27 protein-coding genes, 1 tRNA gene and 1 rRNA gene are annotated in these 24,605 nt (G+C 69.1%); 16 read left to right on the top strand and 13 right to left on the bottom strand.

All coding sequences use genetic code 11. From position 1 onward, the window contains the following. Positions 1–54: 54 nt before the first annotated feature. Positions 55–741 (top strand): SOS response-associated peptidase, encoded by a 687-nt coding sequence (locus ACGTNG_RS09305; RefSeq protein ID WP_394576749.1) that lies wholly within the window; start codon positions 55–57, stop codon positions 739–741. After that, the gene (locus ACGTNG_RS09300) at positions 741–3,578 is read left to right on the top strand and encodes an insulinase family protein (RefSeq protein ID WP_394576748.1); all 2,838 of its coding nucleotides are present in this window, start codon (positions 741–743) and stop codon (positions 3,576–3,578) included. The genes ACGTNG_RS09305 and ACGTNG_RS09300 overlap by 1 nt, the downstream gene beginning before the upstream one ends. A gap of 78 nt (positions 3,579–3,656) precedes the next feature. On the opposite strand, the gene sbcB is transcribed toward ACGTNG_RS09300, so the two are convergent. The 4 genes from sbcB to minC all read right to left on the bottom strand — a co-directional run bounded on the left by sbcB (position 3,657) and on the right by minC (position 7,205). Then, positions 3,657–5,147: an exodeoxyribonuclease I gene (sbcB, locus tag ACGTNG_RS09295; RefSeq protein ID WP_394576747.1), complete on the bottom strand. Its 1,491-nt coding sequence runs from the start codon at positions 5,145–5,147 to the stop codon at positions 3,657–3,659. 146 nt (positions 5,148–5,293) lie between these two features. Then, a complete protein-coding gene (gene minE / locus ACGTNG_RS09290) occupies positions 5,294–5,545 on the bottom strand; it encodes a cell division topological specificity factor MinE (protein ID WP_071944062.1) in 252 nt (83 codons plus the stop codon). Next, positions 5,542–6,360, bottom strand: a complete 819-nt coding sequence (minD, locus tag ACGTNG_RS09285; protein WP_394576746.1) for a septum site-determining protein MinD — start codon at positions 6,358–6,360, stop codon at positions 5,542–5,544. The genes minE and minD overlap by 4 nt, the downstream gene beginning before the upstream one ends. A gap of 71 nt (positions 6,361–6,431) precedes the next feature. Next, on the bottom strand, positions 6,432–7,205 hold the full coding sequence (minC, locus tag ACGTNG_RS09280; protein WP_394576745.1) for a septum site-determining protein MinC: 774 nt from the start codon (positions 7,203–7,205) through the stop codon (positions 6,432–6,434). A gap of 255 nt (positions 7,206–7,460) precedes the next feature. On the opposite strand from minC, the gene ACGTNG_RS09275 reads away from it, so the two are divergent. Beyond that, the gene (locus tag ACGTNG_RS09275) at positions 7,461–10,241 is read left to right on the top strand and encodes a DUF349 domain-containing protein (protein ID WP_394576744.1); all 2,781 of its coding nucleotides are present in this window, start codon (positions 7,461–7,463) and stop codon (positions 10,239–10,241) included. 116 nt (positions 10,242–10,357) lie between these two features. On the opposite strand, the gene phbB is transcribed toward ACGTNG_RS09275, so the two are convergent. After that, the gene (phbB, locus tag ACGTNG_RS09270) at positions 10,358–11,104 is read right to left on the bottom strand and encodes an acetoacetyl-CoA reductase (RefSeq protein WP_394576743.1); all 747 of its coding nucleotides are present in this window, start codon (positions 11,102–11,104) and stop codon (positions 10,358–10,360) included. A 195-nt stretch (positions 11,105–11,299) separates the two neighbouring features. Between phbB and ACGTNG_RS09265 the strand changes: the two genes are divergently transcribed. Next, positions 11,300–11,376 (top strand) — tRNA-Met (locus tag ACGTNG_RS09265). Positions 11,377–11,577: 201 nt separating this feature from the next. Further along, positions 11,578–12,096 carry an HdeD family acid-resistance protein gene (locus ACGTNG_RS09260; protein ID WP_394577252.1) on the top strand — a complete coding sequence of 173 codons (519 nt, stop codon included), beginning with the start codon at positions 11,578–11,580 and terminating at the stop codon, positions 12,094–12,096. A gap of 147 nt (positions 12,097–12,243) precedes the next feature. On the opposite strand, the gene ACGTNG_RS09255 is transcribed toward ACGTNG_RS09260, so the two are convergent. Then, on the bottom strand, positions 12,244–13,473 hold the full coding sequence (locus ACGTNG_RS09255) for a ligand-gated ion channel (RefSeq protein ID WP_394576742.1): 1,230 nt from the start codon (positions 13,471–13,473) through the stop codon (positions 12,244–12,246). Between the two features lie 40 nt (positions 13,474–13,513). Between ACGTNG_RS09255 and ACGTNG_RS09250 the strand changes: the two genes are divergently transcribed. Next, positions 13,514–14,449, top strand: a complete 936-nt coding sequence (locus ACGTNG_RS09250; protein WP_394576741.1) for a co-chaperone YbbN — start codon at positions 13,514–13,516, stop codon at positions 14,447–14,449. A gap of 88 nt (positions 14,450–14,537) precedes the next feature. Here the strand turns inward: ACGTNG_RS09250 and ACGTNG_RS09245 are convergent, their stop codons facing one another. Next, positions 14,538–15,716 (bottom strand): MalY/PatB family protein, encoded by a 1,179-nt coding sequence (locus ACGTNG_RS09245; protein WP_394576740.1) that lies wholly within the window; start codon positions 15,714–15,716, stop codon positions 14,538–14,540. 43 nt (positions 15,717–15,759) lie between these two features. On the opposite strand from ACGTNG_RS09245, the gene ACGTNG_RS09240 reads away from it, so the two are divergent. Further along, entirely contained in the window at positions 15,760–16,191 is a 432-nt protein-coding gene (locus ACGTNG_RS09240) for a hypothetical protein (RefSeq protein ID WP_394576739.1), read from the top strand. Between the two features lie 13 nt (positions 16,192–16,204). On the opposite strand, the gene ACGTNG_RS09235 is transcribed toward ACGTNG_RS09240, so the two are convergent. Beyond that, a complete protein-coding gene (locus ACGTNG_RS09235) occupies positions 16,205–16,546 on the bottom strand; it encodes a hypothetical protein (RefSeq protein ID WP_394576738.1) in 342 nt (113 codons plus the stop codon). A gap of 54 nt (positions 16,547–16,600) precedes the next feature. On the opposite strand from ACGTNG_RS09235, the gene ACGTNG_RS09230 reads away from it, so the two are divergent. The 7 genes from ACGTNG_RS09230 (at position 16,601) to ACGTNG_RS09200 (ending at position 20,124) form a co-directional block, all read left to right on the top strand. Continuing rightward, complete coding sequence (locus ACGTNG_RS09230; RefSeq protein ID WP_394576737.1) at positions 16,601–17,425, top strand: hypothetical protein; 825 nt, start codon at positions 16,601–16,603, stop codon at positions 17,423–17,425. A gap of 58 nt (positions 17,426–17,483) precedes the next feature. Further along, complete coding sequence (locus tag ACGTNG_RS09225; protein ID WP_394576736.1) at positions 17,484–17,891, top strand: acyl-CoA thioesterase; 408 nt, start codon at positions 17,484–17,486, stop codon at positions 17,889–17,891. Then, positions 17,888–18,358 carry a Cys-tRNA(Pro) deacylase gene (gene ybaK / locus ACGTNG_RS09220; RefSeq protein ID WP_394576735.1) on the top strand — a complete coding sequence of 157 codons (471 nt, stop codon included), beginning with the start codon at positions 17,888–17,890 and terminating at the stop codon, positions 18,356–18,358. The genes ACGTNG_RS09225 and ybaK overlap by 4 nt, the downstream gene beginning before the upstream one ends. Before the next feature lie 73 nt (positions 18,359–18,431). Further along, entirely contained in the window at positions 18,432–18,761 is a 330-nt protein-coding gene (locus ACGTNG_RS09215; protein WP_394576734.1) for a hypothetical protein, read from the top strand. Further along, on the top strand, positions 18,730–19,251 hold the full coding sequence (locus ACGTNG_RS09210; protein ID WP_394576733.1) for a DUF501 domain-containing protein: 522 nt from the start codon (positions 18,730–18,732) through the stop codon (positions 19,249–19,251). The genes ACGTNG_RS09215 and ACGTNG_RS09210 overlap by 32 nt, the downstream gene beginning before the upstream one ends. Positions 19,252–19,330: 79 nt before the next feature. After that, on the top strand, positions 19,331–19,453 hold the full coding sequence (locus ACGTNG_RS09205; protein ID WP_394576732.1) for a hypothetical protein: 123 nt from the start codon (positions 19,331–19,333) through the stop codon (positions 19,451–19,453). A gap of 116 nt (positions 19,454–19,569) precedes the next feature. Next, on the top strand, positions 19,570–20,124 hold the full coding sequence (locus ACGTNG_RS09200) for an LOG family protein (RefSeq protein WP_394576731.1): 555 nt from the start codon (positions 19,570–19,572) through the stop codon (positions 20,122–20,124). Between the two features lie 124 nt (positions 20,125–20,248). On the opposite strand, the gene ACGTNG_RS09195 is transcribed toward ACGTNG_RS09200, so the two are convergent. Both ACGTNG_RS09195 and ACGTNG_RS09190 read right to left on the bottom strand, forming a co-directional pair. Next, positions 20,249–20,749 (bottom strand): hypothetical protein, encoded by a 501-nt coding sequence (locus tag ACGTNG_RS09195; protein WP_394576730.1) that lies wholly within the window; start codon positions 20,747–20,749, stop codon positions 20,249–20,251. 49 nt (positions 20,750–20,798) lie between these two features. Further along, positions 20,799–21,359 (bottom strand): tetratricopeptide repeat protein, encoded by a 561-nt coding sequence (locus tag ACGTNG_RS09190; RefSeq protein WP_394576729.1) that lies wholly within the window; start codon positions 21,357–21,359, stop codon positions 20,799–20,801. A 297-nt stretch (positions 21,360–21,656) separates the two neighbouring features. On the opposite strand from ACGTNG_RS09190, the gene yaaA reads away from it, so the two are divergent. Further along, the gene (gene yaaA, locus ACGTNG_RS09185) at positions 21,657–22,436 is read left to right on the top strand and encodes a peroxide stress protein YaaA (RefSeq protein ID WP_394576728.1); all 780 of its coding nucleotides are present in this window, start codon (positions 21,657–21,659) and stop codon (positions 22,434–22,436) included. Between the two features lie 18 nt (positions 22,437–22,454). On the opposite strand, the gene ACGTNG_RS09180 is transcribed toward yaaA, so the two are convergent. Beyond that, complete coding sequence (locus tag ACGTNG_RS09180; protein WP_394576727.1) at positions 22,455–23,030, bottom strand: isochorismatase family protein; 576 nt, start codon at positions 23,028–23,030, stop codon at positions 22,455–22,457. Between the two features lie 121 nt (positions 23,031–23,151). Here ACGTNG_RS09180 and ACGTNG_RS09175 point away from each other — a divergent pair, with 121 nt between their 5' ends. Beyond that, positions 23,152–23,958 (top strand): Tim44 domain-containing protein, encoded by an 807-nt coding sequence (locus ACGTNG_RS09175; RefSeq protein WP_394576726.1) that lies wholly within the window; start codon positions 23,152–23,154, stop codon positions 23,956–23,958. 74 nt (positions 23,959–24,032) lie between these two features. Here the strand turns inward: ACGTNG_RS09175 and ACGTNG_RS09170 are convergent, their stop codons facing one another. Together ACGTNG_RS09170 and rrf are read right to left on the bottom strand one after the other, a co-directional pair. Further along, positions 24,033–24,233 carry a hypothetical protein gene (locus ACGTNG_RS09170; protein ID WP_394576725.1) on the bottom strand — a complete coding sequence of 67 codons (201 nt, stop codon included), beginning with the start codon at positions 24,231–24,233 and terminating at the stop codon, positions 24,033–24,035. 294 nt (positions 24,234–24,527) lie between these two features. Continuing rightward, positions 24,528–24,605 (bottom strand): 5S ribosomal RNA (gene rrf, locus ACGTNG_RS18120); the annotation flags it as partial.

Raw genomic sequence — 24,605 nt, 5'->3', positions numbered from 1 at the left:
TTTTCTCCACCGATGGACTTGGTTACCCTGACGCTCCATCCACTCGGAGTCCCCATGGCCGGCCGACTGCACATCGCCCCGCTCGACCTCGAGCGCCTGCTGCCCGACCTGGTCGCCGAGGCCGCCCTGATCACCGGTCCCAATCTGGCGCCGCGCCGCCCCCTGTCGATGATCCGCCAGGACGCCGGACGACCGCGCCTGACGACGGCCTTCTGGGGACTGACGCCGCCCTGGCTCAAGGTGCTCGATCATGCGCCGCACTGCGCCCGGGCCGAGGCCCTGCAGACGCGTCCCATGTTTCGCGAGGCCTTCGCCGCCCGGCGTTGCCTGGTGCCGGTCAGCGGCGTCTACGCCTGGAAGCCCCAGCCGCGCTTCAAGCAGCCCTTCCTGGTCACCCGCGTGGATCGCGGTCCCTTGCTGCTCGCCGGGATCTGGTGTCGCTTTCACACCAGCCTCAGCCAGCACCACGATTCCATGGCGCTGATCACGGTGCCGACCAACGCCCTGCTGGCACCGATCACCGACCGCCTGCCGGCGGTGATCGAGCCCGGACAGGCCGCACGCTGGCTCGATCCGCAGACCTCGCCGGAGGAGGCCCAGGCCCTGCTCGAACCCGCCCCGGCGGAACTTCTGGGCGCTTTCATGGTATCTAGAAAGGTCAACGACCCCGCCTGCCAGGAGCCGAGCTGCGCCCATCCCATCGGCCCCATGCTGCGCCATCTTGTTTCACAGGAGCGATGATGCCCCACGTCTTGCCTGCCTCTTGCCGTCAACCGGGCCGCCTGCTCGCCTGGCTGGCCGTTGCCGCGGCCCTGCTGACGGGCCTGACCGCCCGTGCCGACGCCGTTCAGGCGACCGTCTCGCCCAAGGTCAGCCCCCACGACGATCGCGACTACCGCGCCCTGACCCTCGACAACGGGCTGAGCGTACTCCTGGTCAGCGACCCGGAGGCCGACAAGGCCGCCGCCTCGCTGAACGTGGACGTGGGCAGCGCCCAGGATCCCGAGGATCTCGCCGGCCTGGCCCACTATCTCGAGCACATGCTGTTCCTCGGCACCGATGCCTATCCCGAGCCCGACGCCTACCAGGGCTACCTGAGCCGCCACGGCGGCAGCCACAACGCCTTCACCGCGCCTCACGACACCAACTACTTCTTCGATATCGAGCCCGACGCCCTGGCCGGCGCCCTGGACCGTTTCAGTCGTTTCTTCGTATCGCCGCTGTTCAACGCCGAACGCCTGGAGAGCGAGCGCAACGTGGTGCACTCCGAGTACCAGGCGCGGCTGCGCGACGACGGCCGCCGCGCCCAGGACGTGCTCGACCAGCTGCTCAACCCCGCCCACCCCACCACCGGCTTCTCGGTGGGCAGTCGCGAGACCCTGGCCGACCGGCCGGCGGGGGAACCCAGCCTGCGCGAGCGCGTGATCGACTTCTACGAGGCGTACTACGACGCCAACGTCATGCACCTGGCCGTGGTCGCGCCCCAGCCCCTCGACGACCTCGAGGCCCTGGTCACCGAGCGCTTCGCCGACGTGCCCGACCGTGGCCTCGCCCGGCCGACCATCGAGGCACCGCTGGTCGAGACGCAGCGCCTGCCGCGCGCCGTGCGCCTCGCGTCGGTACGCGATAGCCAGCGGGTCAGCTTCCTGTTCCCGGTGCCCGACCCCGAGACCGCCTATCGCCACAAGCCGGCCGACTACCTGGCTCACCTGCTCGGCCACGAGGGTGAGGGCAGCCTGCTCGCCGCGCTGCGCGAGGCGGGCTGGGCCGACGGCCTCTCCGCCGGCGTGACCCGCGGCGATGGCCGCCACGCGCTGTTCGCCGTGGACATCAGCCTGACCCCGGAAGGCGCCGAGGCGTTGCCCCGCGTCCAGGCGAGCCTGTTCGCGGCCATCGAGCGCATCCGCGAGAGCGGCCTCGAGGCGTGGCGTTACGAGGAGCAGGCGCGCCTGGCCGATCAACAGTTTCGCTTCCAGCAGCACGGCGCGCCCCAGGGCGATGCCATGCGGCTGGCCATGAACCTGTCGCGCTATCCGCTGGAGGACGTCAACGTCGCGCCCTACCGCTACGATGGCTTCGATCGCGAGCTGATCGAGCAGTGGCTCGACGGCCTGCGTCCCGACCGGCTGCTGCGCCTCTACAGCGGGCCGGAGGTCGAGGGCGACGCCGTCTCGCCCTGGTTCGACACCCCCTGGCGCGAGGTCGCGATGGACGACGCGGGCGAGCCACTGCCCGGCATCGCCCTGCCCGAGCCCAACCCCTACATCGCCTCGGACCTCGCGCTGCTCGAGGAACAGGACGAGACCCCGAGTCTGGCCATCGACGAGGCGGGGTTCGACTTCTGGCACATGGCGGACGCCACCTTCGACACTCCCCAGGTGGAGTGGCGCATCAGCCTCCAGCACCCCGCCGCCAGCCGCGAGGCCCGCGAGGCGGCACTCTCCCGGCTGCTCGCCGGCTGGCTCGTCGACAGCCTCAACGAGACCCTCTATCCGGCGCGCCTGGCCGGCCAACGCTTCGAGGCCTATGCCCACGCCCGCGGCATCACCCTGTCGTTCTCCGGCTGGCGGGATCGCCAGGACCGCCTGATCGAGCGCGTCATCGCCCAGCTCGAGGATGCGACCATCGACGAGGCGACCTTCGAGCGGGTGCGCTACCGCCTCCAGCGCGAGTGGCGCAACGCCCCGCAGGATGCGCTCTACCGCCAGGCTCACCGCACCCTGTCCGAGGCGCTGGTGCGCCCGCAGTGGCCCACCGAGTCACTGCTTCAGGCGATCGGCGACCTCGAGGCCGCCGATCTGCGCGACTTCCGCCGGCGTTTCCTCGCCGAGCTGCACCTGGAAGCGATGGCGGTAGGTAACCTGACGCGCGAGCTCGCCAGCCGCGAGGCACGGCAGGTGGCCGAGGCGCTCGCCCCGACCCTGTCTACCGAGGCCATTCCCGACCTCACCCCGCTGCAGGCGGAGGACCTGCCCGAACTCACCCCGACCACCACCCGGGAGGACTCGCTGGTGCTGCGCTATCTGCAGGGGCCGGATCGCTCGCTGCAGAGCCAGGCACGCATGGCGGTGCTCGGCCAGCTGCTGGAGACCCCGTTCTATCAGCGCCTGCGCACCGAACAGCAGCTGGGCTATGTGGTCAATGCCGGCTACTCCCCCATGCTCGATGCCCCCGGCATCAGCCTGCTGGTGCAGTCCCCCGACACCGACAGCGAGGCGATCCAGGGACATATCGACGCCTTCCTGGGCGACTTCGCCGCGCGGCTCGAGGCGCTCGAGGACGAGGCGCTGGCACCCTATCGGCAGGCGGTCCACGATGCGCTGATGCAGCGCGATACCAGTCTCACCGGGCGCACCAATCGCCTGTGGCGGGCGCTGGCCAACGATGACACCGACTTCGACCGCCACCGGCGCCTCGCCGAGCGAGTCCTGACGGTGACGGCCGACGAGCTGCGCCAGGCCTGGCCGGCGCTCAGCGACAGCGCCGTCGCGCGGGTCAGCTTCGATCCGGGCGACGAACCCAGCGACGTGCTGGCCCTGAGCCGGCACCTGGCACCGCTGCCCGAAGACGCCGACTGACGCGTCACGCACCGCAGACGACAGCGCCCGGCCAGATGGCCGGGCGCTGTCGTTGGTGGCCTCCAGGCGCGAGCGTCGTCAGCCGAAGGCCTGGGGCGGCATCATCGACTCGACGTGCATCACCAGCTCCTCGAGGATCTGCCGGTCGCGATCGGCGAGCGGCTCGCCGTTGAGCCGGTCGATCTCCCGGGCGAAGGCCTTGAGGGTCAGGCTCGAGACGGCCGGATCGTTCATCCGCTCCCAGCGAAAGGCCTCCCAGCGCGCCTGCTCTTCACTCTCCAGGGTGTCGGGATAGCTGCGGGCCCGGTAGCGAAACAGCATCTCCTCGAGACGCGGATCCTGGAAGGCGAAGCGCGCCCCGACCAGGTCCCAGGGATCGGTCTCGCGAACCCGCTGCATCTGCTGGCGATCCGTCGGCGAGAAGAAGCCGCCGGCGTAGAGCATCAGGTCGGGATCGTGGGGCGGCTCGGGATGGGGCGCGGCGAACACCTCGGCGACCCGTGCCGCGACCTCGGGGCGGGCGGCGAGTCGCTTCCAGTGCTCGCGGCAGGCGGCCAGGTCGAGTCCCAGGCGCTCGACGATCTGGCCGTACTCGCCCTTACGAGGCCCCGAGGTGTCCTTGAGCGCACTGGCGGGGAAGAGCACCGGGCACTTGTTGATATGGATGACCTTGAGCGGAATGCGCTCGGCGCCTTCCGCGAGGTCGTCGTTGCTGACGAAGACCCGCTCGCGGATCTGCTCGGGCGAGAGCTCCAGCAGCGGAGTCGGATCCATCGAGAGGTCGAAGACGATCACCCCGTTGGGGTTGGTGGGATGCTCGGCCAGCGGCATCACCAGGGCGCTGCAGCCGCGACTGGCCGGATAGCGTCGCGAGATGTGCAGCACCGGCTTGCGGCTGGGCAGGTCGAGCTGCCGGGAGACGGCACGCTTGCCGCGCAGGCCGAGCAGGTAGTCGAACAGCCGGGCGTTGCGCTCGCGCAGGAGCTTCGCCAGGGCGATGGTGGCGCGGACGTCCGCCAGGGCATCGTGGGCGCCCACATGGGCGATGCCATTGGCGGCGGTCAGGTCCTCGAGCTTGAAGCTCGGCGCGCCGTCATCGCGGGTCGGCCACTCGATACCCTCGGGGCGCAGGGCGTGGAAGGCGCGCACGACGTCGATCAGGTCCCAACGCGAGTTGCCGTTCTGCCACTCCCGGGCATAGGGATCGAGCAGGTTGCGATAGAAAAGGTGACGACTCACCTCGTCGTCGAAACGCAGGCTGTTGTAGCCCAGTGCACAGGTGCCCGGCTCGCTCATGGCCGCCTCGACGCGGCCGGCGAACTCGGCCTCCGGCAGCCCCCGGCGACGTGCCTGCTGCGGCGTGATGCCGGTGATCAGGCAGGCCTGTGGATGGGGCAGGAAGTCGTCGGCGGGCTTGCAGAAGAGCTCGAGCGGCTCGCCGATCTCGTTGAACTCGGCATCGGTGCGGATGGCCGCGAACTGCGAGGGACGATCGCGGCGCGGGTCGGCACCGAAGGTCTCGTAGTCGTGCCACAGGAAGGTCTGCGGGGCGGCTTTCGACTGCGCCATGGGCGAGCTCTCCGAAGGCATGGATTCAGCGGCCCAGCCTACCACAGCGCCCCGGGCGGCTCAGCCGCCGGCCCGGGTTCGAGGAGGGTACTCGCCCTGGCTCGGGCCCATCTCTTCGCGCTGCCCAGGATCTGCCAGGCCCCTGCTCAGGCCTTGGGCAGGGTCACGTTGAGCTCCAGCACCGAGCAGTTGTCCTCGCTGTCGAGGGTGATGTTGACCGCGTCGTCATCGATCTGCACGTAGCGTCGAATCACCTCCAAAAGCTCCTTCTCCAGCAGCGGCATGTAGTCGGGCTGCCCGCGCTGAGTGCGCTGATGGGCCACGATGATCTGCAGCCGCTCCTTGGCGACCGACGCGGACTTCTTGCGCTCTCGCTTGAGGAAATCGAGCAACTTCACCGGCGGGTTCCTCCAAACATGCGGCTCAACAGGCTCTTCTTCTGGTACTCGTGGAAGCGCAGTGGCACCTCCTCCCCGAGCAGCCGGGCCACCGTGTCGGCATAGGCCTGGCCGGCATCGCTGTTGTCGTCGTGGGTCACTGGCACCCCCTGGTTGGAGGCCCGCAGCACCGCCTCGGACTCGGGGATCAGGCCCAGCAGGTCGATGGCCAGGATCTCGCGGATGTCGTCCAGGTTCAGCATGTCCCCCAGGTCGACGCGGCCGGGGTTGTAGCGGGTGATCAGCAGGTGTTCCCGGATGGCGTCGTCGCCCCGCTCGGCGCGCCGAGTCTTGGATGCGAGCAGGCCCAGGATGCGATCGGAGTCGCGCACCGAGGAGACCTCGGGGTTGGTGACCACGATCGCCTCGTCGGCGTAGTACATGGCGAGCTGGGCGCCCCGCTCGATACCCGCCGGGGAGTCGCAGATGATGAAATCGAAATCCTTGCCCAGGGTGTCGAGCACCTTCTCGACGCCCTCCTGGGTCAGGGCATCCTTGTCGCGGGTCTGGGAGGCCGGGAGGATATGCAGGTTATCGACCCGTTTGTCGCGAATCAGGGCCTGATTGAGCCCCGCCTCGCCCTGGATCACGTTGACCAGGTCATAGACCACGCGGCGCTCGCACCCCATGATCAGGTCGAGGTTACGCAGCCCCACGTCGAAGTCGATGACTACGGTCTTCTTGCCACGCAGCGCCAGCCCGGTGGCGATGGCGGCTGCGCTAGTCGTCTTGCCGACCCCTCCCTTGCCGGAGGTCACAACGATGATCTTGGCCAAATGTCACATCCTGTCTTGTCATGAGGAAAAGAAACGCGGGCGCGAGCCTGACGCCTCGCGCTTGGCCGACATCAGTCCAGCGGCTTGATGCTCAGCTGGCCGTCGAACAGTTGAACCTGGACGGTGGTGCCCAGCAGGCGCGGGTCGATGTCCTCGAGGCGCTTGTAGTTGCCGGCCACCGAGAGCAGCTCGGCATGCAGTTCGCGGCAGAAGATACCGGCCTTGACGTCACCATGGATGCCGGCCAGGGCCCGCCCCCGCAGGGCGCCGTAGACGTGCACGTTGCCGGCCGCGAGCACCTCGGCCCCGGCGTTGACCGCACCGACCACCACCAGGTCGCCCTCGGGGGCGGTCACCTGCTGGCCGGAGCGCACCGTGCCGCGGTAGATACGCCCCCTGGCGGCAGCGCCAGGCAGGGCCTCGGGCGCGAGCTCGGGGGGAGCCTCCACCGGCTCGTCGAGCTCGGCCTCGTCGGCCGGCGCGGCGTCGGCGACGCTCTCCAGGGCGCGCGGGCGCGAGGCTTCCTGGGGAGGAAACCAGCCCAGCCCCAGGGCCCAGGCCGACTGCTTGACCGGATCCGGGCCGCCGCGCACCGCCACCGGCAGCAGCTTGTGGGCACGACAGACCGCGCAGATGCGCTCGAGGGCCAGGTGCGGCTCATCGAGCTTCTCCACATTGAGGACGACCGGGGTGTGCTGGAAGAAGGCCGGTGACTGGCTGAGCTTGCCCGCAAGCTGCTCGCGAATGCGCTCGGGGTCGGCACTGGTCAGTTCCATGACCGTCATCGGCAGCATCCCCCCCTTGAAGGTGAAGGCCATACGGTCCCTGTCCATATTGAGACTCATTGCCGAACTCCACGTCGGGTGATGGTCGGGGTACCACTCAAAGCTAAGCGAGTGACCGCAACCCTGCAACCGATCATAAGGACATAGGAGCGCATTGTCAGTGTCTCCAGGCGGCCACACCTCGCCAGGGTCGAGCCTTTTCTGCCGCCACGTCACGTGCTTAGATAAAGTGGACTCAAGTTTTGCCACGTTTTCACCGATAACAACGATCATCTCGCGCCCCGTTCGGGAGCGCTCTCCTCGTCAGGATGCCCCATGCCAGGACTCCTTCGCCGCCTGTTCTCCCCGCGCTGGAAGCACCCGGACCCCGAGGTTCGTCGCCAGGCGGTGTCGCGCCTCGATCCGTCCAACGGTGACCAGCGCCGCACCCTCGAGCGGCTGGTCCTGGATCCCGATCCCGGCGTGCGCCTGGCCGCCCTGGAAACGATCGACGATCCTGAGCGCCTGCTGACGCTATGCGGACAGCCGGACGCCTCGCCCGAGCTCAGGCAGCATCTGGTCGCTCTGCTCGCCGGGCGGCGCGGCCATCACGACCTGCCGGCGCGCATCGCCCTGGTGGAACGGCTCGAGGATCGCACGCTGCTCAACGAGCTGGCCCTGCAGGGCGATAACCAGCAGCTGCGCCTGGCCGCGCTGGCCCGCCTCGACGCGGAAGAAGACCTGGTCCGTCAGGCCTGCGACAACGGCATCGCCGCCGTGCGCCATGCCGCCGCCGCACGGGTCGAGAGCGAGGCGGGCCTCGCCCGGCTGGCCCACGAGGCCCGGCGTGATCGCCAGGTGGCCCGCCAGGCCCGCGAACGCCTCAATCGCCTGCGCGCCGATGCCGCCTCCCTGACGGCGGCGCGCGCCGAGCGTGAGGCTCTGCTCGAGAAGCTCGAACGCCACGCCCAGGGTCCCTGGGAGCCGCTCTATGCCGGCCGCCTGCGCCACCTGATGCGCGAGTGGGCGAAGCTTCGCGACCTGGCGGATGCGCGCCAGGAGCGCCGCTATCAGGACGCCTGCCAGCGCTGTCGCAAGATCCTCGGCGACCACGAGGCCCAGGAACATGCCCGCCATGCCGACCACCGCCGGCGCGAGGATGCCGACCAGGCCCGGGAGTCGCTCGTCGAGGCCCTGGAAGAAAGCCTCGAGGGCCTGCATCAGGGCGAGCAGCTTACCGATCAGGACATCGCCAGCCTGCGCGCCCAGAAACGCCTGATGGCCAGCCGCTGGCAGGCGCTCTCCGACCATCACCTGGCCGACGAGGCGCTGCGCCATCGCTACGACGAGGCACTCGCCGAGTACGAGCGGATCGTTCAGGCCCGGGTGCGCCTGGACGAACGCGCCGACGCCATCGAGCAGGCGCTGGCGGAAGGCGATGATGACCGCCTGCGCGCCCTGGTCGAAGCCTGCGGCTGGCCGGCGCGGCTGGCGCCGACGCCGCTGCTGGCCCGCGCCCGAGAGCGCCTGACCCGTAAGCCCCAGGACGGCGGTGGCGAGCCGGACGCCTCGCTCGCCCACTTCACCGAGGAGCTGGACCAGCTGGAAGGCCTGCTGGAGCGCGGCGCCTTCAAGGGCGCCAGCCGACTCCACCAGCGCCTGCGCCAGCAGGCCGAGCGGCTGCCCAGGCCCCTGCCGCCCGCGGACCAGGCACGGCTCAAGCGCCTGGCGGCGAGGCTGGCCGAGCTTCGCGACTGGCGGGGCTTCGTCGCCGGCCCCAAGCGCGACCAGCTGTGCCAGACCATCGAGGCGCTGACCGAGCAGAGCGAGATGACCGAGGCCGAGCTCGACCGTCGCCATCGCCAGCTGGTCAAGGAGTGGAAGGCGCTGGGCGACGCCGCTGCCAACCGCGAGCTGTCCGCCCGCTTCCGCACCGCCTCCGATCGCATCAAGGAACGCCTCGCCCCCTGGCGAGAGCGCCAGCAGGCCGAGCGACAGCGCCATCTGGAGGCCCGCCAGGCGCTGTGCGAGCAGCTCGAGACGCTGCTCGAGCAGCCCGCCCATGAGGCCGATCCCGACGGGCTGCGCGAGATTCGCGACCGCGCCCGTGAGCAGTGGCGCCGCCTCGCCCCGGTGCCCCGCGAGCAGGCCGAGCCGACCGGTCGACGCTTTGGACGCATCCTCCATGAGCTGCAGGCCCTGATCGATCGGCGCGCGCGGGAGATCGCCGAGGCCAAGCGGGCCCTGATCCACGAGACGCGCGAACTGCTGGCACGCGACCTGCCGCCCGGCCAACGGGCCGACCAGGCCAAGGCCCTGCAACGTCGCTGGCGCAGCCTGGGGCGAGCACCGAAGGGGGAGGAGCAGGCCCTGTGGCGGGAGTTTCGCGGACTGTGCGACGAGATCTTCGCCAGCCGAGAAGCCGCCCGCGATGACCAGGCTCAGCGCCAACGCGCCCGACTGGAGGCCATGCAGGCGCTGATCGACCGCATGGATGCCTGGCACCCCACGCAGAGCCGTGAGACCGACATGCTGGACGAGGCCATCCGCGAGGCTTCGGCGCTGGAGCCCCTGCCTTCCGGTCGGCGCACCGAGGGCATGCGTCGCCGCTGGAGCGGCATCGTGCGGGCGCGCCGCGAGCGCCTGGACCGCCTGGCCCTGGCCGAGGAGGCCAACCGCTGGCAGGCCATTCGCCCGCTGCTCACGGCGCACCTGCAGGCCGATGCCCGGCACCTGGCCGGCGGTCCTGCCGAAGAGGTAGCCCTGCCCCACGACCTCGACCTGCCGCCCGAACTGCGTCGCGCCCACGAGGCGCGCAATACCGCCCGCCGGGCCGGCACCACCGCCGAGGCCCAGGAGAAGCTCGCCCGCCTGCGCGCCCACCTCTCCCTGCTGGCCGGCGGTCGCGTCCAGCATCGCGACGACCCGCTACGCCTGGCGATCCAGGTGGAACGGCTCAACGAGAACATGGGCCAGGCGATTTCCCGTGCCGACGAGCTCCACCAGCTGCTCGGGGAACTGCTCGCCAACGGCCCGATGCCCGAGCAAGCCTGGGAGCATGAGGTCGGCGAGCTCGACCGGATGCTCGAGATCCTGGCCGAGCGGCCGCCCCCCTGAATCGGCAAACTCCGCCCCTACCACCCGTCCAGACACAAGAACGCGAGGCCTCAGCCTCGCGTTCTGCCATCTGCCGCCGGGGTCACCGGCGGCAGGTATGCTGCGGCGGCCGGGGATCAGCCCATGAACTGCCCGCCGTTGATGTCGATGTTCGCCCCGGTGATGAAGCCCTGCTCCTTGTCGGCCAGGAAGGTGACCAGGCGGCCGATCTCCTCGGGGGTACCGTAGCGCTTGACCGGAATGGTCTCACGGATGGCCTCGCGCACCTTCTCGGGAATGTTCATGATCATGTCGGTGGCGATATAGCCCGGCGACACCGTATTGACGGTGATGCCCTTGGTGGCGGTCTCCTGGGCCAGTGACATGGTCAGGCCGTGCATCCCTGCCTTGGCCGCCGCATAGTTCACCTGGCCGAACTGCCCCTTGCGGCCGTTGATGGAGGAGATGTTGATGATGCGACCGTAGCCCTGTTCCAGCATGTCCTCGATCACGCTGCGGCAGGTGTTGAAGACGCTATTGAGGTTGGTGTCGATCACCTCGTTCCACTGATCCGGCGACATCTTCTTCATGGTGCCGTCGCGGGTGATGCCGGCACAGTTGACCAGCACGCTGACCGGACCATGCGCCTCACGGATCTCCTTCACCCCGGCCACGCAGGAGTCGTAGCTGGTGAGGTCGATGCCGGACAGGGCGATGTTGTCGTAGCCCTCGGCCTTCTGGGTCTCCAGCCAGGCCTTCGCCTTCTCCGGGTTGTGATATCCCGCGACCACCATGTAGCCCTGTGAGGCCAGTTCGCGGCAGATGGCGCTGCCGATACCGCCGGTACCACCGGTGACCCAGGCGACGGGTGCTTGCTTTGTCATTGGCTATCTCCCTGATATGAATGACATCGTCATGGGGTGACCGGGCGGGCCACCACCAGCATGACCATTATGAGTTGTTGGACAGTCATTTTTGTGACGCCCATCAAGTATGGACCAGGGACCGGCCCTGGGACGAGCGTTGGACATCCCTCCTTGACTAAAGGCGAACTCCGTGTAGAATACGCCTCACGTTGATGCGGGGTGGAGCAGTCTGGTAGCTCGTCGGGCTCATAACCCGAAGGTCATCGGTTCAAATCCGGTCCCCGCTACCAAATTTAAGAAGGCGTATCGTCCACGGACGATACGCCTTCTTTCGTTGTGCTGTCGTTATCTTCATTCACCGCTGACACCCCGTTCACGCCCTCGCTCGATGAGCGAATGCCGCTGGTCATCCCCGCCTGAGTGCTACACTCAAGTCCCAAAGGTCATGCGCAAACTAAGCGAGGTTTGACATGAAAGCATGGGTCAAGTAGCTGATTTTAGGGGTTCTGTCCGTGGGCTTCGGGCTCTTGGTGCTGGCCAACCCGGTGGCCGCCTCGCTGGCCGTCACCACCCTGGCCGGGATCCTGTTCGCCGTTTCCGGCGGCTTTCAGATCTTCGCCGGCTTCGGGGAGAGCAAGCTGGTCGGCAAGGTGCTCGGCATGGCGCTGGGCGCCGTGATGCTGCTGCTGGGCCTGTCGCTGTTGTTTCGCCCGCTCGAGGGAATCATCTCGCTGGCGGCCCTCGTCACCATCCTCTTTGCGGCCAGCGGCGTAGCCCGAGTGGTCACCTCCTTCCAGATGCGCCACACCAGCTTCTTCTGGCCGATGCTGGTCTCGGGGGCACTGTCCGTGCTGCTCGCCATCTTCATCGTCGCCAACTTCTTCCAGATCGCTCCCAACCTGCTGGGCATCCTGCTGGGCATCGAACTGCTGTTCAACGGCGCCGGACTCATCGCGCTCTCCTTTTTCCTGCGCGCTGGTCTCTCCGCCGAAAGGCACACGACCGCTTGATATCGACGGGGCAGGATCCGATCGCCCCGCTTCTCACCGGACCGGCAGAAGGCCTTCGAGCGAACGCCGGTCTGGCCGATCTCCGGGGCATGATGACGCCCGCTCACTGAACGATCATGCCCTGCGCCCGCCTCGATGTCCCGCCCGCTAGAGCATCGCAACGCTCCAGCCGACCACCAGCAGCAGCGGAAAGATCCAGCGGCATAGCCTGTCGAGCCGGGTTGCCGTCGCTTCACGCCCCGAGTTCACCAGTACGCCGGTGGCGACGGCGTTGAAGATCGCCAGGAACACCAGGACCGTGGCCCAGGCGATGAGTTGATCCGCGATGGTGAAATAGCCGAGGCGGGGCAGATAGGTGGACATCGAGAGCTGAAAGGCAATCAGCGTCAGCATCGAGGTGGCGCCGAGGCCGATCTGGAACTCGTAGCGATGCGCGGGCACCCAGAAGACCGCCCAAGACATGACCACGATGAGGCACATCGGCAACATGATCTTGAAGACATAGTAGGTCGCCACGCGCTCGGCCCCGAGCCTGGCGGTGAAGATACTGCGATCCTCGTTGAGGGCGGGAATGGCCTCGATGGCCGCCGCCGTTTCCAGGCCGGTGATCCGCCAGCCCTCGATATTGAGGCGTCGAGCGATAAAGGTCCGCTCCGGCATGGGCGCCAGCAGTATCTGGTCCGGGGAGCTCTCCACCGACCCGATCCTGAATTCGAACGCCTGCTTGTCGAACGGGAAATCCTGCAGGGGGTGGTAGGTGGAAATGGTGCCCTTGTAGCGTTGCTGGTAGATCACTCGCCCGCCGTCATCGATCGCCACCTGATCGAGCAGGTTGGTCTTCCGCGCCGTCAACGAGAAGGAGTTGAACAGCGTCACCTCCGGCACCCAGACCCTACTGCGCTGGAAGCGGCACCCCTCCAGCCCGTCGAGGCGTGGGTCGATCCACGAGAAGGTGATGAGGAAGTCGCCCTCGATCTGCTGGTTGATGTCATCGATATCGAGGACGTCGATGACCCCCCACCCCACCTGCACCTCGGTGGCCGGCCCGTCGGCAAGCGGGCGCTCGTTGGTCTGCTGGACGGGCAGGTCACAGACGCGGGCCTGGGCAGAGAGACTCACCAGCCATAACAACAGCGCCAGCAGCCAGAGGGTGGCGCGCCTGTCGATCAGGGCTCGATGCAGCGGCAGCATTGGCATTCCCGTGTCTCCGTTGGCAAACCCCGGCAGTGGCACGCACCCATGGCGCGAGGGGCAGATCTCGCTCCCTTCTAATGCAGCATAGATCGCTCCTACCATCCGCGCCGGTACCGGGCCGAGAGACAGAGTGCCTGAGCCGCCCATCGCTCGCCCCTTGAAGTCGCCGCCGGCGGCCCGCATCTAGTGGACAAACTCACCCTGGATCAAGGCTACCGTCACCATGCCCATCGTCGACCCCCGTACCGGTGAGCCGCTCACCACCGACACCTCCTCAGGCGAGAGCCACGCCGGGCCCGCCAACGACCAGCAGGCCGATGTCGTCCTCGACGTCGATCGCAGCAACATCCAACAGCTGCTCGAGACCTCCATGCAGGTCCCGGTCCTGCTCGACTGCGGCAGCCGCAACGAGGCGGCGAGCCAGCAGCTGAGCCAGGTGCTGGAAAAGCTGGCCCGGGAATACCAGGGCGCCTTCCTGCTGGGTCGTCTGGATATCGATCAGGAGCCGGAGATCGCCGCCCAGCTGGGCGTGCAGAGCGCGCCCGACGTCAAGCTGATCAGCCAGGGCGGCCTGGTCGACCACTTCCAGGGCGCCCTGCCGGAGAAGCAGATCCGCGAGTGGCTGGGCCGCTACTTCCCGGCCCCGGAGGAGGCCCCGCAGACGCCCGAGGACCAGGCCGCCGAGGCCTTGGCCGCCGGCGATGCCGCCACCGCCCGGAGCATCTATCAGGAGCTCATCCAGCAGTATCCCCAGCACACGCCCTACCAGGTGGAGCTGGCCCGCGCCCTGGTGGCCGACGGCGAGGCCGAGCAGGCCCGCGAGCTGCTCGACAACCTGCCGCCGGAGGAGCGCGATGCCGCCCCCGCGCGCGGCGTGCGCGCCAGCATCGCCTTCGGCGAGCAGGCGCCCTCCGCCGAGGAGCTGGCCGCCCTGGGCGAGCGCGACGACAGCGAAGCGCAATTCAAGCGCGCCCTGCGCCAGCTGGCCGATGGCCAGTACGAGGCCGGCCTGGAGGCCCTGCTCGCCCTGATGAAGCGTGACCGGGCCTACGGCGAGGATGCCGCCCGCCGCACCCTGCTGCAGGCCTTCGACGCCCTGGGCGCCGATCACCCGCTGACGGTCACCTATCGCCGCAAGCTCTTCGCCCTGCTCTACTGATCCGCCGATCGACCGAGCACGCTCGCGACAACGGCCGCCCCATGGGGCGGCCGTTGCCGTCGGACCCCTGGCGCCGGTGCGCGGCGATTCAGCCCTTCAGCACGCCATCGAGCCGCGTCAGGGCCGCCTCCAGCTGGATCGCCGTGGTCCCGAAGTTGAGCCGCACGAAGCCCGGCCAGCCGAAGTCGGCGCCGTCGGAGAGCGCGACACCCGCGCGCTCCAGCAGCAGGCGCTGGGGGGAGTCATCCATCCCCTGCAGGCAAGGCGCCTCGCGCAGGTCCAGCCAGGCCAGGTAGGTGGACTCGGGCGCGCTCATGCTCACCCCCGGCCAGTGCGCCACTCGCTCGTCCAGCCGCCGACGCTGCTCGCGCAGCGTCTCGAGCAGCGCCTGGCGCCAGGCGTCGCCCTGCCGGTAGGCCGCCTCGGCGGCCACCAGCCCGAGCACGTTGCCGTCCGGCTGCAGGCCCTTGGCCGCCGCGGCGAAGCGCCGCCGCAGGCCGGCATCGGGAATCACCGCGCAGGCCGTGGTGAGCCCCGCCAGGTTGAAGGTCTTGGAGGGCGCCCAGAGGGTCAGGATGCGCGAGGCGAGCGCGGGAAAGGCAGCGGCCAGGGGCGTGTGGCGGGCCCCCTCGTCGAGCAGCAGGTCGCAGTGCAGCTCGTCGGAGACCACCAGCAGGTCATGGCACTCGACCAGCTCGGCGAGCCCTTCCAGCTCCTCTCGCCTCCAGATGCGCCCGGTGGGATTATGGGGCTGGCACCACAGCAGCAGCCGGGTCTCGGGGGTGATCGCCGCCTCCAGCGCCTCGAGGTCGAGTCGCCAGGGCTCTCCGGGGGCCGCTGGCGCCCGCAGCGCCGCCTGCTGGGGCAAGCGCCCGGTCCGCTCGGCGACGTGCAGGAAGGGCGGATAGATGGGCGTGACGGTGAGCACCCCGTCCCCCGGCGCGGTGAGCGCCAGGCTCGCCAGGTGCAGGGCCGGCACCGCGCCCGGCAGCCACAGCTGCCACTCCGGCTCGATGGCCCAGCCATAGTGCTCGGCGCTCCAGTCGCAGACCGCCTGCCGGAGGCTGTCGGGCACCTGGCCGTAGCCGAAGACGCCGTGGGCGACCCGCGCCTGCAGCGCCTCGATGACCGCCGGCGGCGAGGCGAAGTCCATGTCGGCGACCCACAGCGGCAGCACGTCCTCGCCGTAGCGGTGCCACTTCTGCGAGGGCCAGTCACCCTTCGATGGGTGGCGACGCTCGACGGGCGTGGCAAAATCGAATTCCATGTGCAGTTCCCGCTCCCAGAAGGCCAACAAGATGACAACGACCATGCCCCAAGACGGCTTCTATGCCAAGGTGCGCCGCGGCCTGCCCGACCTGGTCGCCCAGTGGCTGACCCTGGGCCAGGGCGATGCCGATCGCCTGGCGCTGCTGCTCGCCGAGACCGCCCGGGTGACGCGGATCGGCCTGCCGGAGGAAACCCCGAGCGGCGAGATGCTCGCCACCTGGAGCCGTGCCGACGGCGAGGAGCCACCGCTGTGGGCGGCGCGCACCGCCACCTTCCTGCTGGTGCAGATGCCCGCCCGCCCCGTGCCGGCCAGCGACGACGAGGCCTGTGCCTGGGCCTACTGCTGGCTGCGCAATCGCGATGTCGAGAGCCTCGAGGCGGCCGAACAGGCGCTGCCCGAGCACCTGCGTGAACCGCTGGCCGCCGCGCTCCGCGCCGCCTGGACCGACCTCAAGGGGCTGCGCCTGGTCTGAGCTCGCTGCCCCGCTAGCCGCGGCGGGCGGCCCGCTTCTTGGGCCGAAACCCCGCCGGCTTGGTGGAGAGCCAGGCCACGAAGGCCTGGATCTGCGGATGGGCCAGCAGGGCCTCGCGTCTGCGATAATGCTCGGCCAGCTCGCGCTCGCCGAGCACCGCATGGATGTGCCGGTGGCAGGCGTGGCAGACCCAGAGGATGGCGGTGAGCCGCTCGGTCCGGTCGAAGCGGCGCCGGTAGCGCGCCTTGCCGTGCAGGGCCCGCGGGATCAAGTGATGCTTGGTCAGCGGTGCCGCCCGCGCACAGAGCTCGCAGGCCTCGGGCCGCGGCGGGGGCGAGAGTTCATGACCGGCCATGGCGCGTCTCCTCGACGACTCGTCTTACCCTGATGATAAGGACCCACCTACGATATGGACGTTCCCCTCACCTGGCAGCTGGCCAAGCTCGCGGTCTCCATCGGCGTGGTACTCGGCCTCTCGATGATCGCCGAGCGCGTCAGCACCCGCGTGGCCGGCCTGCTCTCCGGCTACCCGCTGGGCACCGCCATCGCGCTGTTCTTCATCGGCCTGGAGATCTCGCCGGCCTTCGCCACCCAGAGCGCCGTGCACACCCTGGCCGGCTTCAGTGCCACCCTGGCGCTGGGCGGCGGCTATCTGCTGTGCGCCAGGCGCGATGGCCTGCCCGGGGTACTGGCCGGCAGCGCGGGTGGCTTCATCGCCTGGCTGGCGGTGAGCCTGCTGCTGACCCAGGTGGAGTTCACGCGCCTGACCGGCACCCTCACCACCCTGGCGGCGATCGTGCTGTTCATCCGGCTCTATCGGCGGGTCCCCGATACCGCGGCCGGCCCCCGGGGCGGCTTCAGCTGGGCGGCACTCGGCCTGCGGGCCGCCCTGGCCGCCGGCATCATCTTCCTGATCACCGGCCTCGCTCATGTGATGCCGGCCGCCTGGGCCGGGGTCATGGCCGCCTTCCCGGTGACCATGTACCCCTTCCTGGTGATCCTGCACCTGACCCACGGCGCGGCGCCGGTGGCCACGGTGATCAAGCACTACCCGGCCGGGCTCGGCTCGCTGCTCTGCTACGCGCTCTGCGTTTCGCTCACCTACGAGCGCTTCGGGCTGCTCGTCGGCACCCTGGCTGGCTTCGTCGTCGCCACCGCCTGGCTGCTGGCCTGGACCCGCCTGCAGGCCTGGTTCGCCGCGCGCCGGACCCGATCGCCCAGCACCAGCACTTGACCGAGCGCTTGCTCGGGGCAAAGCTGTCTCTCCCGAGACGCTCACGAGGAAAACGCCGATGTTCGTTCGCACCGTGGAACCCGCCTTCTACGACACCGATGCCCTGGGTCACGTCAACAACACCCGCCTGCCGGCCTGGTTCGAGCTGGCGCGCAACGACCTCTTCCGACTCTTCACGCCGGATCTGGACCCGCGCAAGTGGCGGCTGATCATGGCGCGCATGGAGGTCGACTACCGGGCCGAGCTGCAGTACGGCCGCGAGATCGAGATCCGCACCTACGTCTCGCGGCTCGGCAACAGCTCCTTCACGGTGAGCCAGGAGGCGCGCCAGGAGGGCCAGCTGACCAACCTCGGCCACACCGTGATGGTGCATTTCGATCACGCGACCAAGCAGGCCGTGCCCATCGAGGGGGAACTGCGCGAGGCCCTGGAGGCCCATCGCCAGGAGGAGCCGGCAGACGCATGACCCCGGCCGTGAAGATGCTGGAGAAGGCCGGCGTGGCCTTCCAGCTCGACAGTTACGAGCACGACCCCCGCACCCCCGCCTACGGCGAGGAGGCCGCCCGGGCGCTGGACCTGCCGGCCGAGGAGGTGTTCAAGACCCTGCTCGCCCGCCTCGACGACGGCCGCTTGGCGGTGGCCATCGTGCCGGTGCCCTGTCAGCTCGACCTCAAGGCCCTGGCCCGCGCCGCCGGGGCGCGCAAGGCGAGCCTCGCCGACCCCGCCGAGGCCGAGCGGGCCACCGGCTACGTGGTGGGCGGCATCAGTCCACTGGGCCAGCGCAAGCGCCTGCCCACCTTCCTCGACGAGAGCGCCAGGGCCCTCGAGGCGATCCACGTCAGCGGCGGCCGGCGGGGGCTAGAGATCCGCCTCGCCCCCGGCGATCTGGCGCGCCTCACCGGCGCCCGCGAGGCTCCGCTGGCCCGGCGCTGAGCCGAGCGCCGCCGGAGCCAAACTCGGACCGTCGCTGTCATATCCCCACCGCCCTCCACCGACGGGAGCCCCCATGGCCATCCGCTACACCCTCTGGCTGGACCCGGACGACACCCCGCGCCACCGCGCCGTCGAGGCCGACCTGAAGCGCTACTTCATCGAGCGCTTTGCCGACTATCCGCACATCCGCTTGTTCGGCGCCGACCCTTACGATTATGATGCGCCGTTCAATCGCCTCTACGACGTGCTGATGGCAAGGGCCGGCGAGTACTGCGAGCGGGAATGGCGCTACGTGCCCACCCCCGAGCAGCTCAACCGCGCCTTCTTCCTGGCCGTGGGGCACTCGAACAAGTTTGTACGGGACAACGACGATGGTGATCCGAACCGATCAGGCCCCCGATGAGCGCCAACTGGCCATCATCGCCGAGCAGCTCGGCCGCGCGCCCCGCGGCATCGAGGCCCTGGCCGCCACCGACGGCGAGGGCACGCCGCTGGTGCTGCGCATGGCGCCCATCGTCGATGGCAAGCCCTTCCCGACGCTCTACTGGCTCTGCTCGGAGCGTCTCAAGATCGAGATCTCGCACATCGAGGCCGCCGGGGTGATCAAGCAGCTGGAGACCCGCCTGCAGGAGGACCCCGACTTCCTGGCCGCCTACCACCGCAGCCACGACGCCTACGTGGCGGCGCGCTGGGACTACATGAGCGAGGCCCAGAAGGCGGAGGTCTTCTGCCTCGGGTATGATGGTGTGCTGACCGCGCGCGGCATCGGCGGGATCGCCAACCGCGACCAGGTCCGCTGCCTGCATACCCAGTATGCACACCACCTGTGCGGCGAGAACGTCATCGGCCAGTGGCTCGACGAGCATTACGCCGTCGCCGACTGCCTGCCGTGACGCCGGCCCCCGGCCGACCGCATCACCCCGCGACACCGTCCCCGACGACACCATTCCGATAACATAAGGAGAACCCCGGATGTACCTGGATACCCATGTGATTGCCAGTCTCGCGCTGATCGCCAGCCTGATCGTCATCAGCGGCGTGGGCATCAAGCTGCTGCGCCAGGCCATGAAGCGCGACGCCTCGGGCGCTCGCTGAGCCGGCCATCACGACCGCGAAGGGCGCCTTGAGGGCGCCCTTCGCGTTTGCGGACCGGGCACTTCCGGTGCCGTGGCCGGAACCGCTAGCATGATGGCCCTGCCAAGGAGGAGAGCATGTCGAGATTCTGCGTTTACCTGGGGTCCCGGGAGGGCCGCGACCCGCAACACCTCGAGGCCGCCGAGCGGCTCGGCGAGGCGATCGCCCGGCGCGGCCACGGCCTGGTCTACGGCGGCGCCCGCGTCGGCCTGATGGGCCGCCTGGCCGATGCCGTGATGGCCGCCGGCGGCGAGGTGATCGGGGTGATGCCCGACCACCTGGTCGAACGCGAGCAGGCCCACCACGGCCTGACCGAGCTGGTCAGGGTGCGCAACATGCACGAGCGCAAGGCCAGCATGGCGGCCCACGCCGATGCCTTCATCGCGCTGCCGGGCGGCATCGGCACCCTGGAGGAGTTCTTCGAGGCCTGGACCTGGCACTACCTGGGCCTGCACGACAAGCCCATCGGCGTTCTCGACACCGCCGGCTTCTACGCGCCGCTGCTGACCTTCCTCGACAGCACGGTGGAACAGGGCTTCCTGAACGGCCGGACCCGGGCCGAGCTGATCGATGCCGCCGACCCCATCGAGCTGCTGGACGCCCTGGAGGCCCGGCTGGCCCGGGACGCCTGAGCGAGGGTTCACGAGGCGTCTCGTCCTCGCCATCGGCAAAGCGTGTTCATGCTGGGGGCGTGCGCCTGCCCCCGAGGGGGGTCGGAGCGGGCGAGCAGAGGCGAGGGTTACACCGCCTGTCGGCTCAGGCGTCGGCGACGAGCTCGAGGGTGCGCTGGTAGGTGAGCTGCAGCAGGCGGGCGTCTTCCCCGGCGCGATGGCGATGGATGTCCCGCTCGAGGATGAGGGCTTCCTTGGTGCGGCTCCACAGCGCCTGCTGCGATTCGCTCAGCAGGATGCGCAGCGCCTCCAGACGGAAGGCCGGCAGCATGCCGGCATGATGGAAGAGCAGCGACAGCCAGGTGTTGTCGTAGCCCCAGCTGTCGCTGTAGGCGATGCCGACCTCGCCCAGCTCGTCGTTGAGCCAGCGCGCCACCTGACGCACCGGATAGCCCTCACGCTGCAGCCGACCGCGGCTGATGCCGTGCAGCAGCTCGGCCTTGGGATCCCAGTGCGTCCACTCCTCCTGGGGCTGGACGAGGAAGGCGCAGGTGCTGCCATCGCCGCGGGCGAGGCCGACCTCGATGGGGTAGCTGCCGCGCCCGAAGCCGGACGCCTCGATATCCAGCAGTGTGGGTAGCGTCACGGGCGGGAGAGTCCTTGGTCGAAGTGGCCGGTGCCGTCGCGGCAAAGGCCTAGTGTCGCGTCTCGCCTCCGGCCTTGTCCACTGCTGCGGCGCCCAGGGCACTCGCCGGCGAGGCGCCGTCCTCCTGCAACTCGTCGAAGCCGGCCAGGCGATCGGCCAGGGCCTGCCAGTGCCCGGCCTTCTCGGCATCCACCGGCAGGGCCAGCTCGCCATGGCGATAGGCCCGGGCGAGGCGGGTCGCCGCCAGGGGATGGCCCGCCTCACCGGCGCGCGCGTACCAGGTCACGGCGTGGTCGTCGCGCCGCGGATACTGGGCACAGCCGTGCTCGTGGATCTGCCCCGCCTGATACTGGGCCTTGGCATCCCCGGCCTGGGCCGCCTCGAGCACATAGCGCGCCCCGCGGGCCTTGTCCTGGGGACTGACGCCACGATGGAAGAGCATGTGCCCGTACTGCGCCAGCGCCGCCGGATGCCCGGCATCGGCACAGCGCTGGAAGAGGTGCATGGTCAGGCGCTGCGTTCGCGGCGAACGGGGCAGCCAGCGAATATGAAAGAGCTGCTGCGCAAGCCGGTATTCGAGCCGGGTGAACAGTGAGGATGCCTCTGGCATGGCAACTACCCTGCGTCCAGTGAAGCGGAGGGAAGCCGGCCACGCCCTGTGTCCGGCACCCCTCCTGGCAATAAACGATGGCCTTCCGGGCTCCGCCGGGGCTTTGGGAGGGCAAGCATACGCTCGCCCCGTCGGTGACTCAACCCTGGCAAGATGTCGCGCCGCCGGGGGCCTGCGCCCGCGCCCAGAAAGGCGCGGCGAGGGGAGGCTATCTCCCCGATAGCCCATCGCTTGCGAGCGACTTGATATACTGGGCGCCACCGCCATCCGGCCACCCTTTCGCGACAGGAGCCCCCCATGCTGAGCGTGATCTCGCCCGCCAAGACGCTGGACTTCGAGACCCCCGCCACCACGAACCGGCACACCCAGCCGGACCACCTCGACCGGAGTCGGGAACTCATCGAGATCCTGCGGGACTACTCGCCCCAGCGGCTCAGCGAGCTGATGGGCATCAGCGACAAGCTCGCCGGGCTCAACGCCGCGCGCTTCGCCGAGTGGCACACGCCGTTCACCCCGGAGAACGCCAAGCCCGCCGCCCAGGCCTTCCAGGGCGACGTCTACGTGGGCCTAGAGGCCGACGGCTTTGATGACGGCGACAACGCCTTCGCCCAGGAGCACCTGCGCATCCTCTCCGGGCTCTACGGCCTGCTGCGCCCGCTGGACCTGATCCAGCCCTATCGCCTGGAGATGGGCACCCGGCTCGAGAATCCCGCGGGCAAGGATCTCTATGCCTTCTGGAAGGCGACGCTGACCGCCGAGCTCGATCGCGCCGTGGCCGCCAGCGGCAGCCCGGTGCTGGTCAATCTGGCCTCCAACGAGTACTTCAAGGCGATCGACACCAAGCGGCTCGCCTCACGGGTGATCACCCCGGTCTTCAAGGACGAGAAGAACGGCAAGCTGAAGATCATCAGCTTCTATGCCAAGAAGGCCCGCGGCCTGATGGCCGCCTGGATGATCCACCAGCGCCTCGACGACCCCGAGGGGCTGAAGGACTTCGACGTGGCCGGCTACGCCTTCAATGCCGCCCTCTCAGAGGGCGATACCCTGGTCTTCACCCGCGCCGAGGGCGCCGCCTGAGGCCGCTCATCCAGACGCTCAGTTGAACGTCAGCGGGCGCGCCGAGCGCCCCTTGAGGAAGCGGCGGTGGGCCTGCTTGAACCGCTCATCGTCGCAGCGCTCGAGCCACTCGTAGGCCACCATGTCGGCACTCACCGCCACCGCGCCGGCCCGGGTCATCCGCTCCCTCGCCAGGCGTGCCTCACCAGCTCGTCGGCTGGCGGTCGCCTCGACCAGCCAATAGACCTCGTAGCCCGCCTCGAGCAGGCCAAGCCCGGTCTGCATCACGCAGATATGCGCCTCGGTACCGCACAGCACCACCTGGCGCTTGCCGCTCTCGGCCAGGGCCTCGGCGAAGGCCGGCTCGTCATGGGCGCCGAAATGCAGCTTCTGCCAGAGACGATGATCCGGCAGCGCCTCCAGCAGGCGAGGCTCGCTGCCCCCCAGCCCCTGGGGATACTGCTCGGTGACCCAGACCGGCACCTCCAGCGAGCCGGCCAGCGCTCCCAGCCAGGCCGCCTCCGTGACCGCCTGCTCGCCATGTTCGATCACCGGCAGCAGGCCGGCCTGCAGGTCGACGATCAACAGCAGGCTCTTCTCTCGTGACAGGCGCATGGTCGGGCTCCTTGGTGCGTGAGGGTGGCGCGGATAGTGGTCGTGGCCGACCAGCATAGCCGCTAGAATGGAAACTTCCGATTTTTCCCGCCCCCCCCTTCCTCGATGGAGATTCCCCCCGATGCGTCACCTTCTCGTCATGCTCATGGTCGGCGTGCTGGGCTTCGGCCTCGCCGTGGACCATGCCGATGCCCGCCGCCTGGGTGGCGGCAAGAGCTTCGGCAGCCAGTCGCGCAGCGTGCAGCAGCCCGCCGCCACCACCAGCCGAGACACTGCCGGCAACCGCACCACCCAGACTCGTCCGAAATCCCGCATGGGCGGGATGCTAGGCGGCATGCTGGCCGGTGGCCTGCTCGCCGCACTGTTCTTCGGAGGTGCCTTCGACGAGCTTCGCCTGATGGACATCCTGCTGGTCGCCGGCGTGGCCTTCCTGCTCTTCCGGCTGTTCGCCAGCCGTCGGCGGACCGCCACGGCGGGCGGACCGAACCCACAGGAGACGGCGGCGCGTCCCCAGGCCTTCCAGGCCGCGAGTGCGCCGATGGGCGGCGGGCTGGCCTCGGAGCCCGAGTGGTTCGACCGCGAGCGCTTCCTGGGCGGTGCCAAGGAGCACTTCATGACCCTGCAGCGCGCCTGGGACAACAACGACTTCGCCGGCATCCAGGAGTATGTGACACCGGAGCTCTACAACCTGCTGCGCGAGGAGCGCGACCGTCAGCCGGCCAACAACCGCACCGAGATCGTGCGCCTGTTCGCCGAGCTGGGCGATATCCGCGAGGTCGGCCAGCAGGCCGAGGCCACGGTGATCTTCCACGGCATCATCGCCGAGAACGGGGAGGAGTCCGAGTTCAACGAGACCTGGCACCTGACTCGCCAGCTTCGTGACGGTGCCCCCTGGTACCTCCAGGGCATCGAGCAGAATCCGAGCTGATCGCTCGCTGCACCTCGAACCGAAACGCAAAAGGCCGGGCAATGCCCGGCCTTTTTCGTGTCACGATGCTGAAATCAGTTCTGCGCGTCTTCCGCCGCCTGTTCCAGGTTCTCGCCCATCTCTTCGACGCCTTCACCCATCTCTTCCACGGACTCGTCGATGTTCTCGCCCGCCTGCTCGGCAGGTCCTTCCTCCTCACAGGCGGCCAGGCCGGCCCCCAGCATGGCAATCAGCAGGGCCAGGCCAAGCTTGCGCAGCATGTTGCTCTTTTTCATGATCATCTCCTCCTGAGATATCGGAATCCATTGCACGCGTACCGACGTACACCCTAGTCGCTCACGCATGATCTGGCTACCCCGCCCCTGCCCCGTTCCCGGCGCCCCAAATTAAAACGCTCCCGCCTCATTCGAGACGGGGGCGTTGCGGTTGGGGCAGCGCATGACAGCAGGGGTGAACGACGCATCATCCCGACATGGGGCGGACCGCCCTCCTCGGCCCGATCAAAAATTCCTGAGCCCAACATGAAAAAACCCCGAGCTCGTTGAGCTCGGGGTTTTCTCGGAATAGGTGCCTGACGATGACCTACTCTCGCATGGGGAGGCCCCACACTACCATCGGCGCTGATCGGTTTCACTGCTGAGTTCGGC

This window comes from Halomonas sp. B23F22_3, assembly GCF_043496965.1.
Classification (GTDB): domain Bacteria; phylum Pseudomonadota; class Gammaproteobacteria; order Pseudomonadales; family Halomonadaceae; genus Halomonas.
The sequence above is the reverse complement of the archived record's forward strand: the minus strand, read 5'-3'. Positions and strand labels throughout refer to the sequence as shown.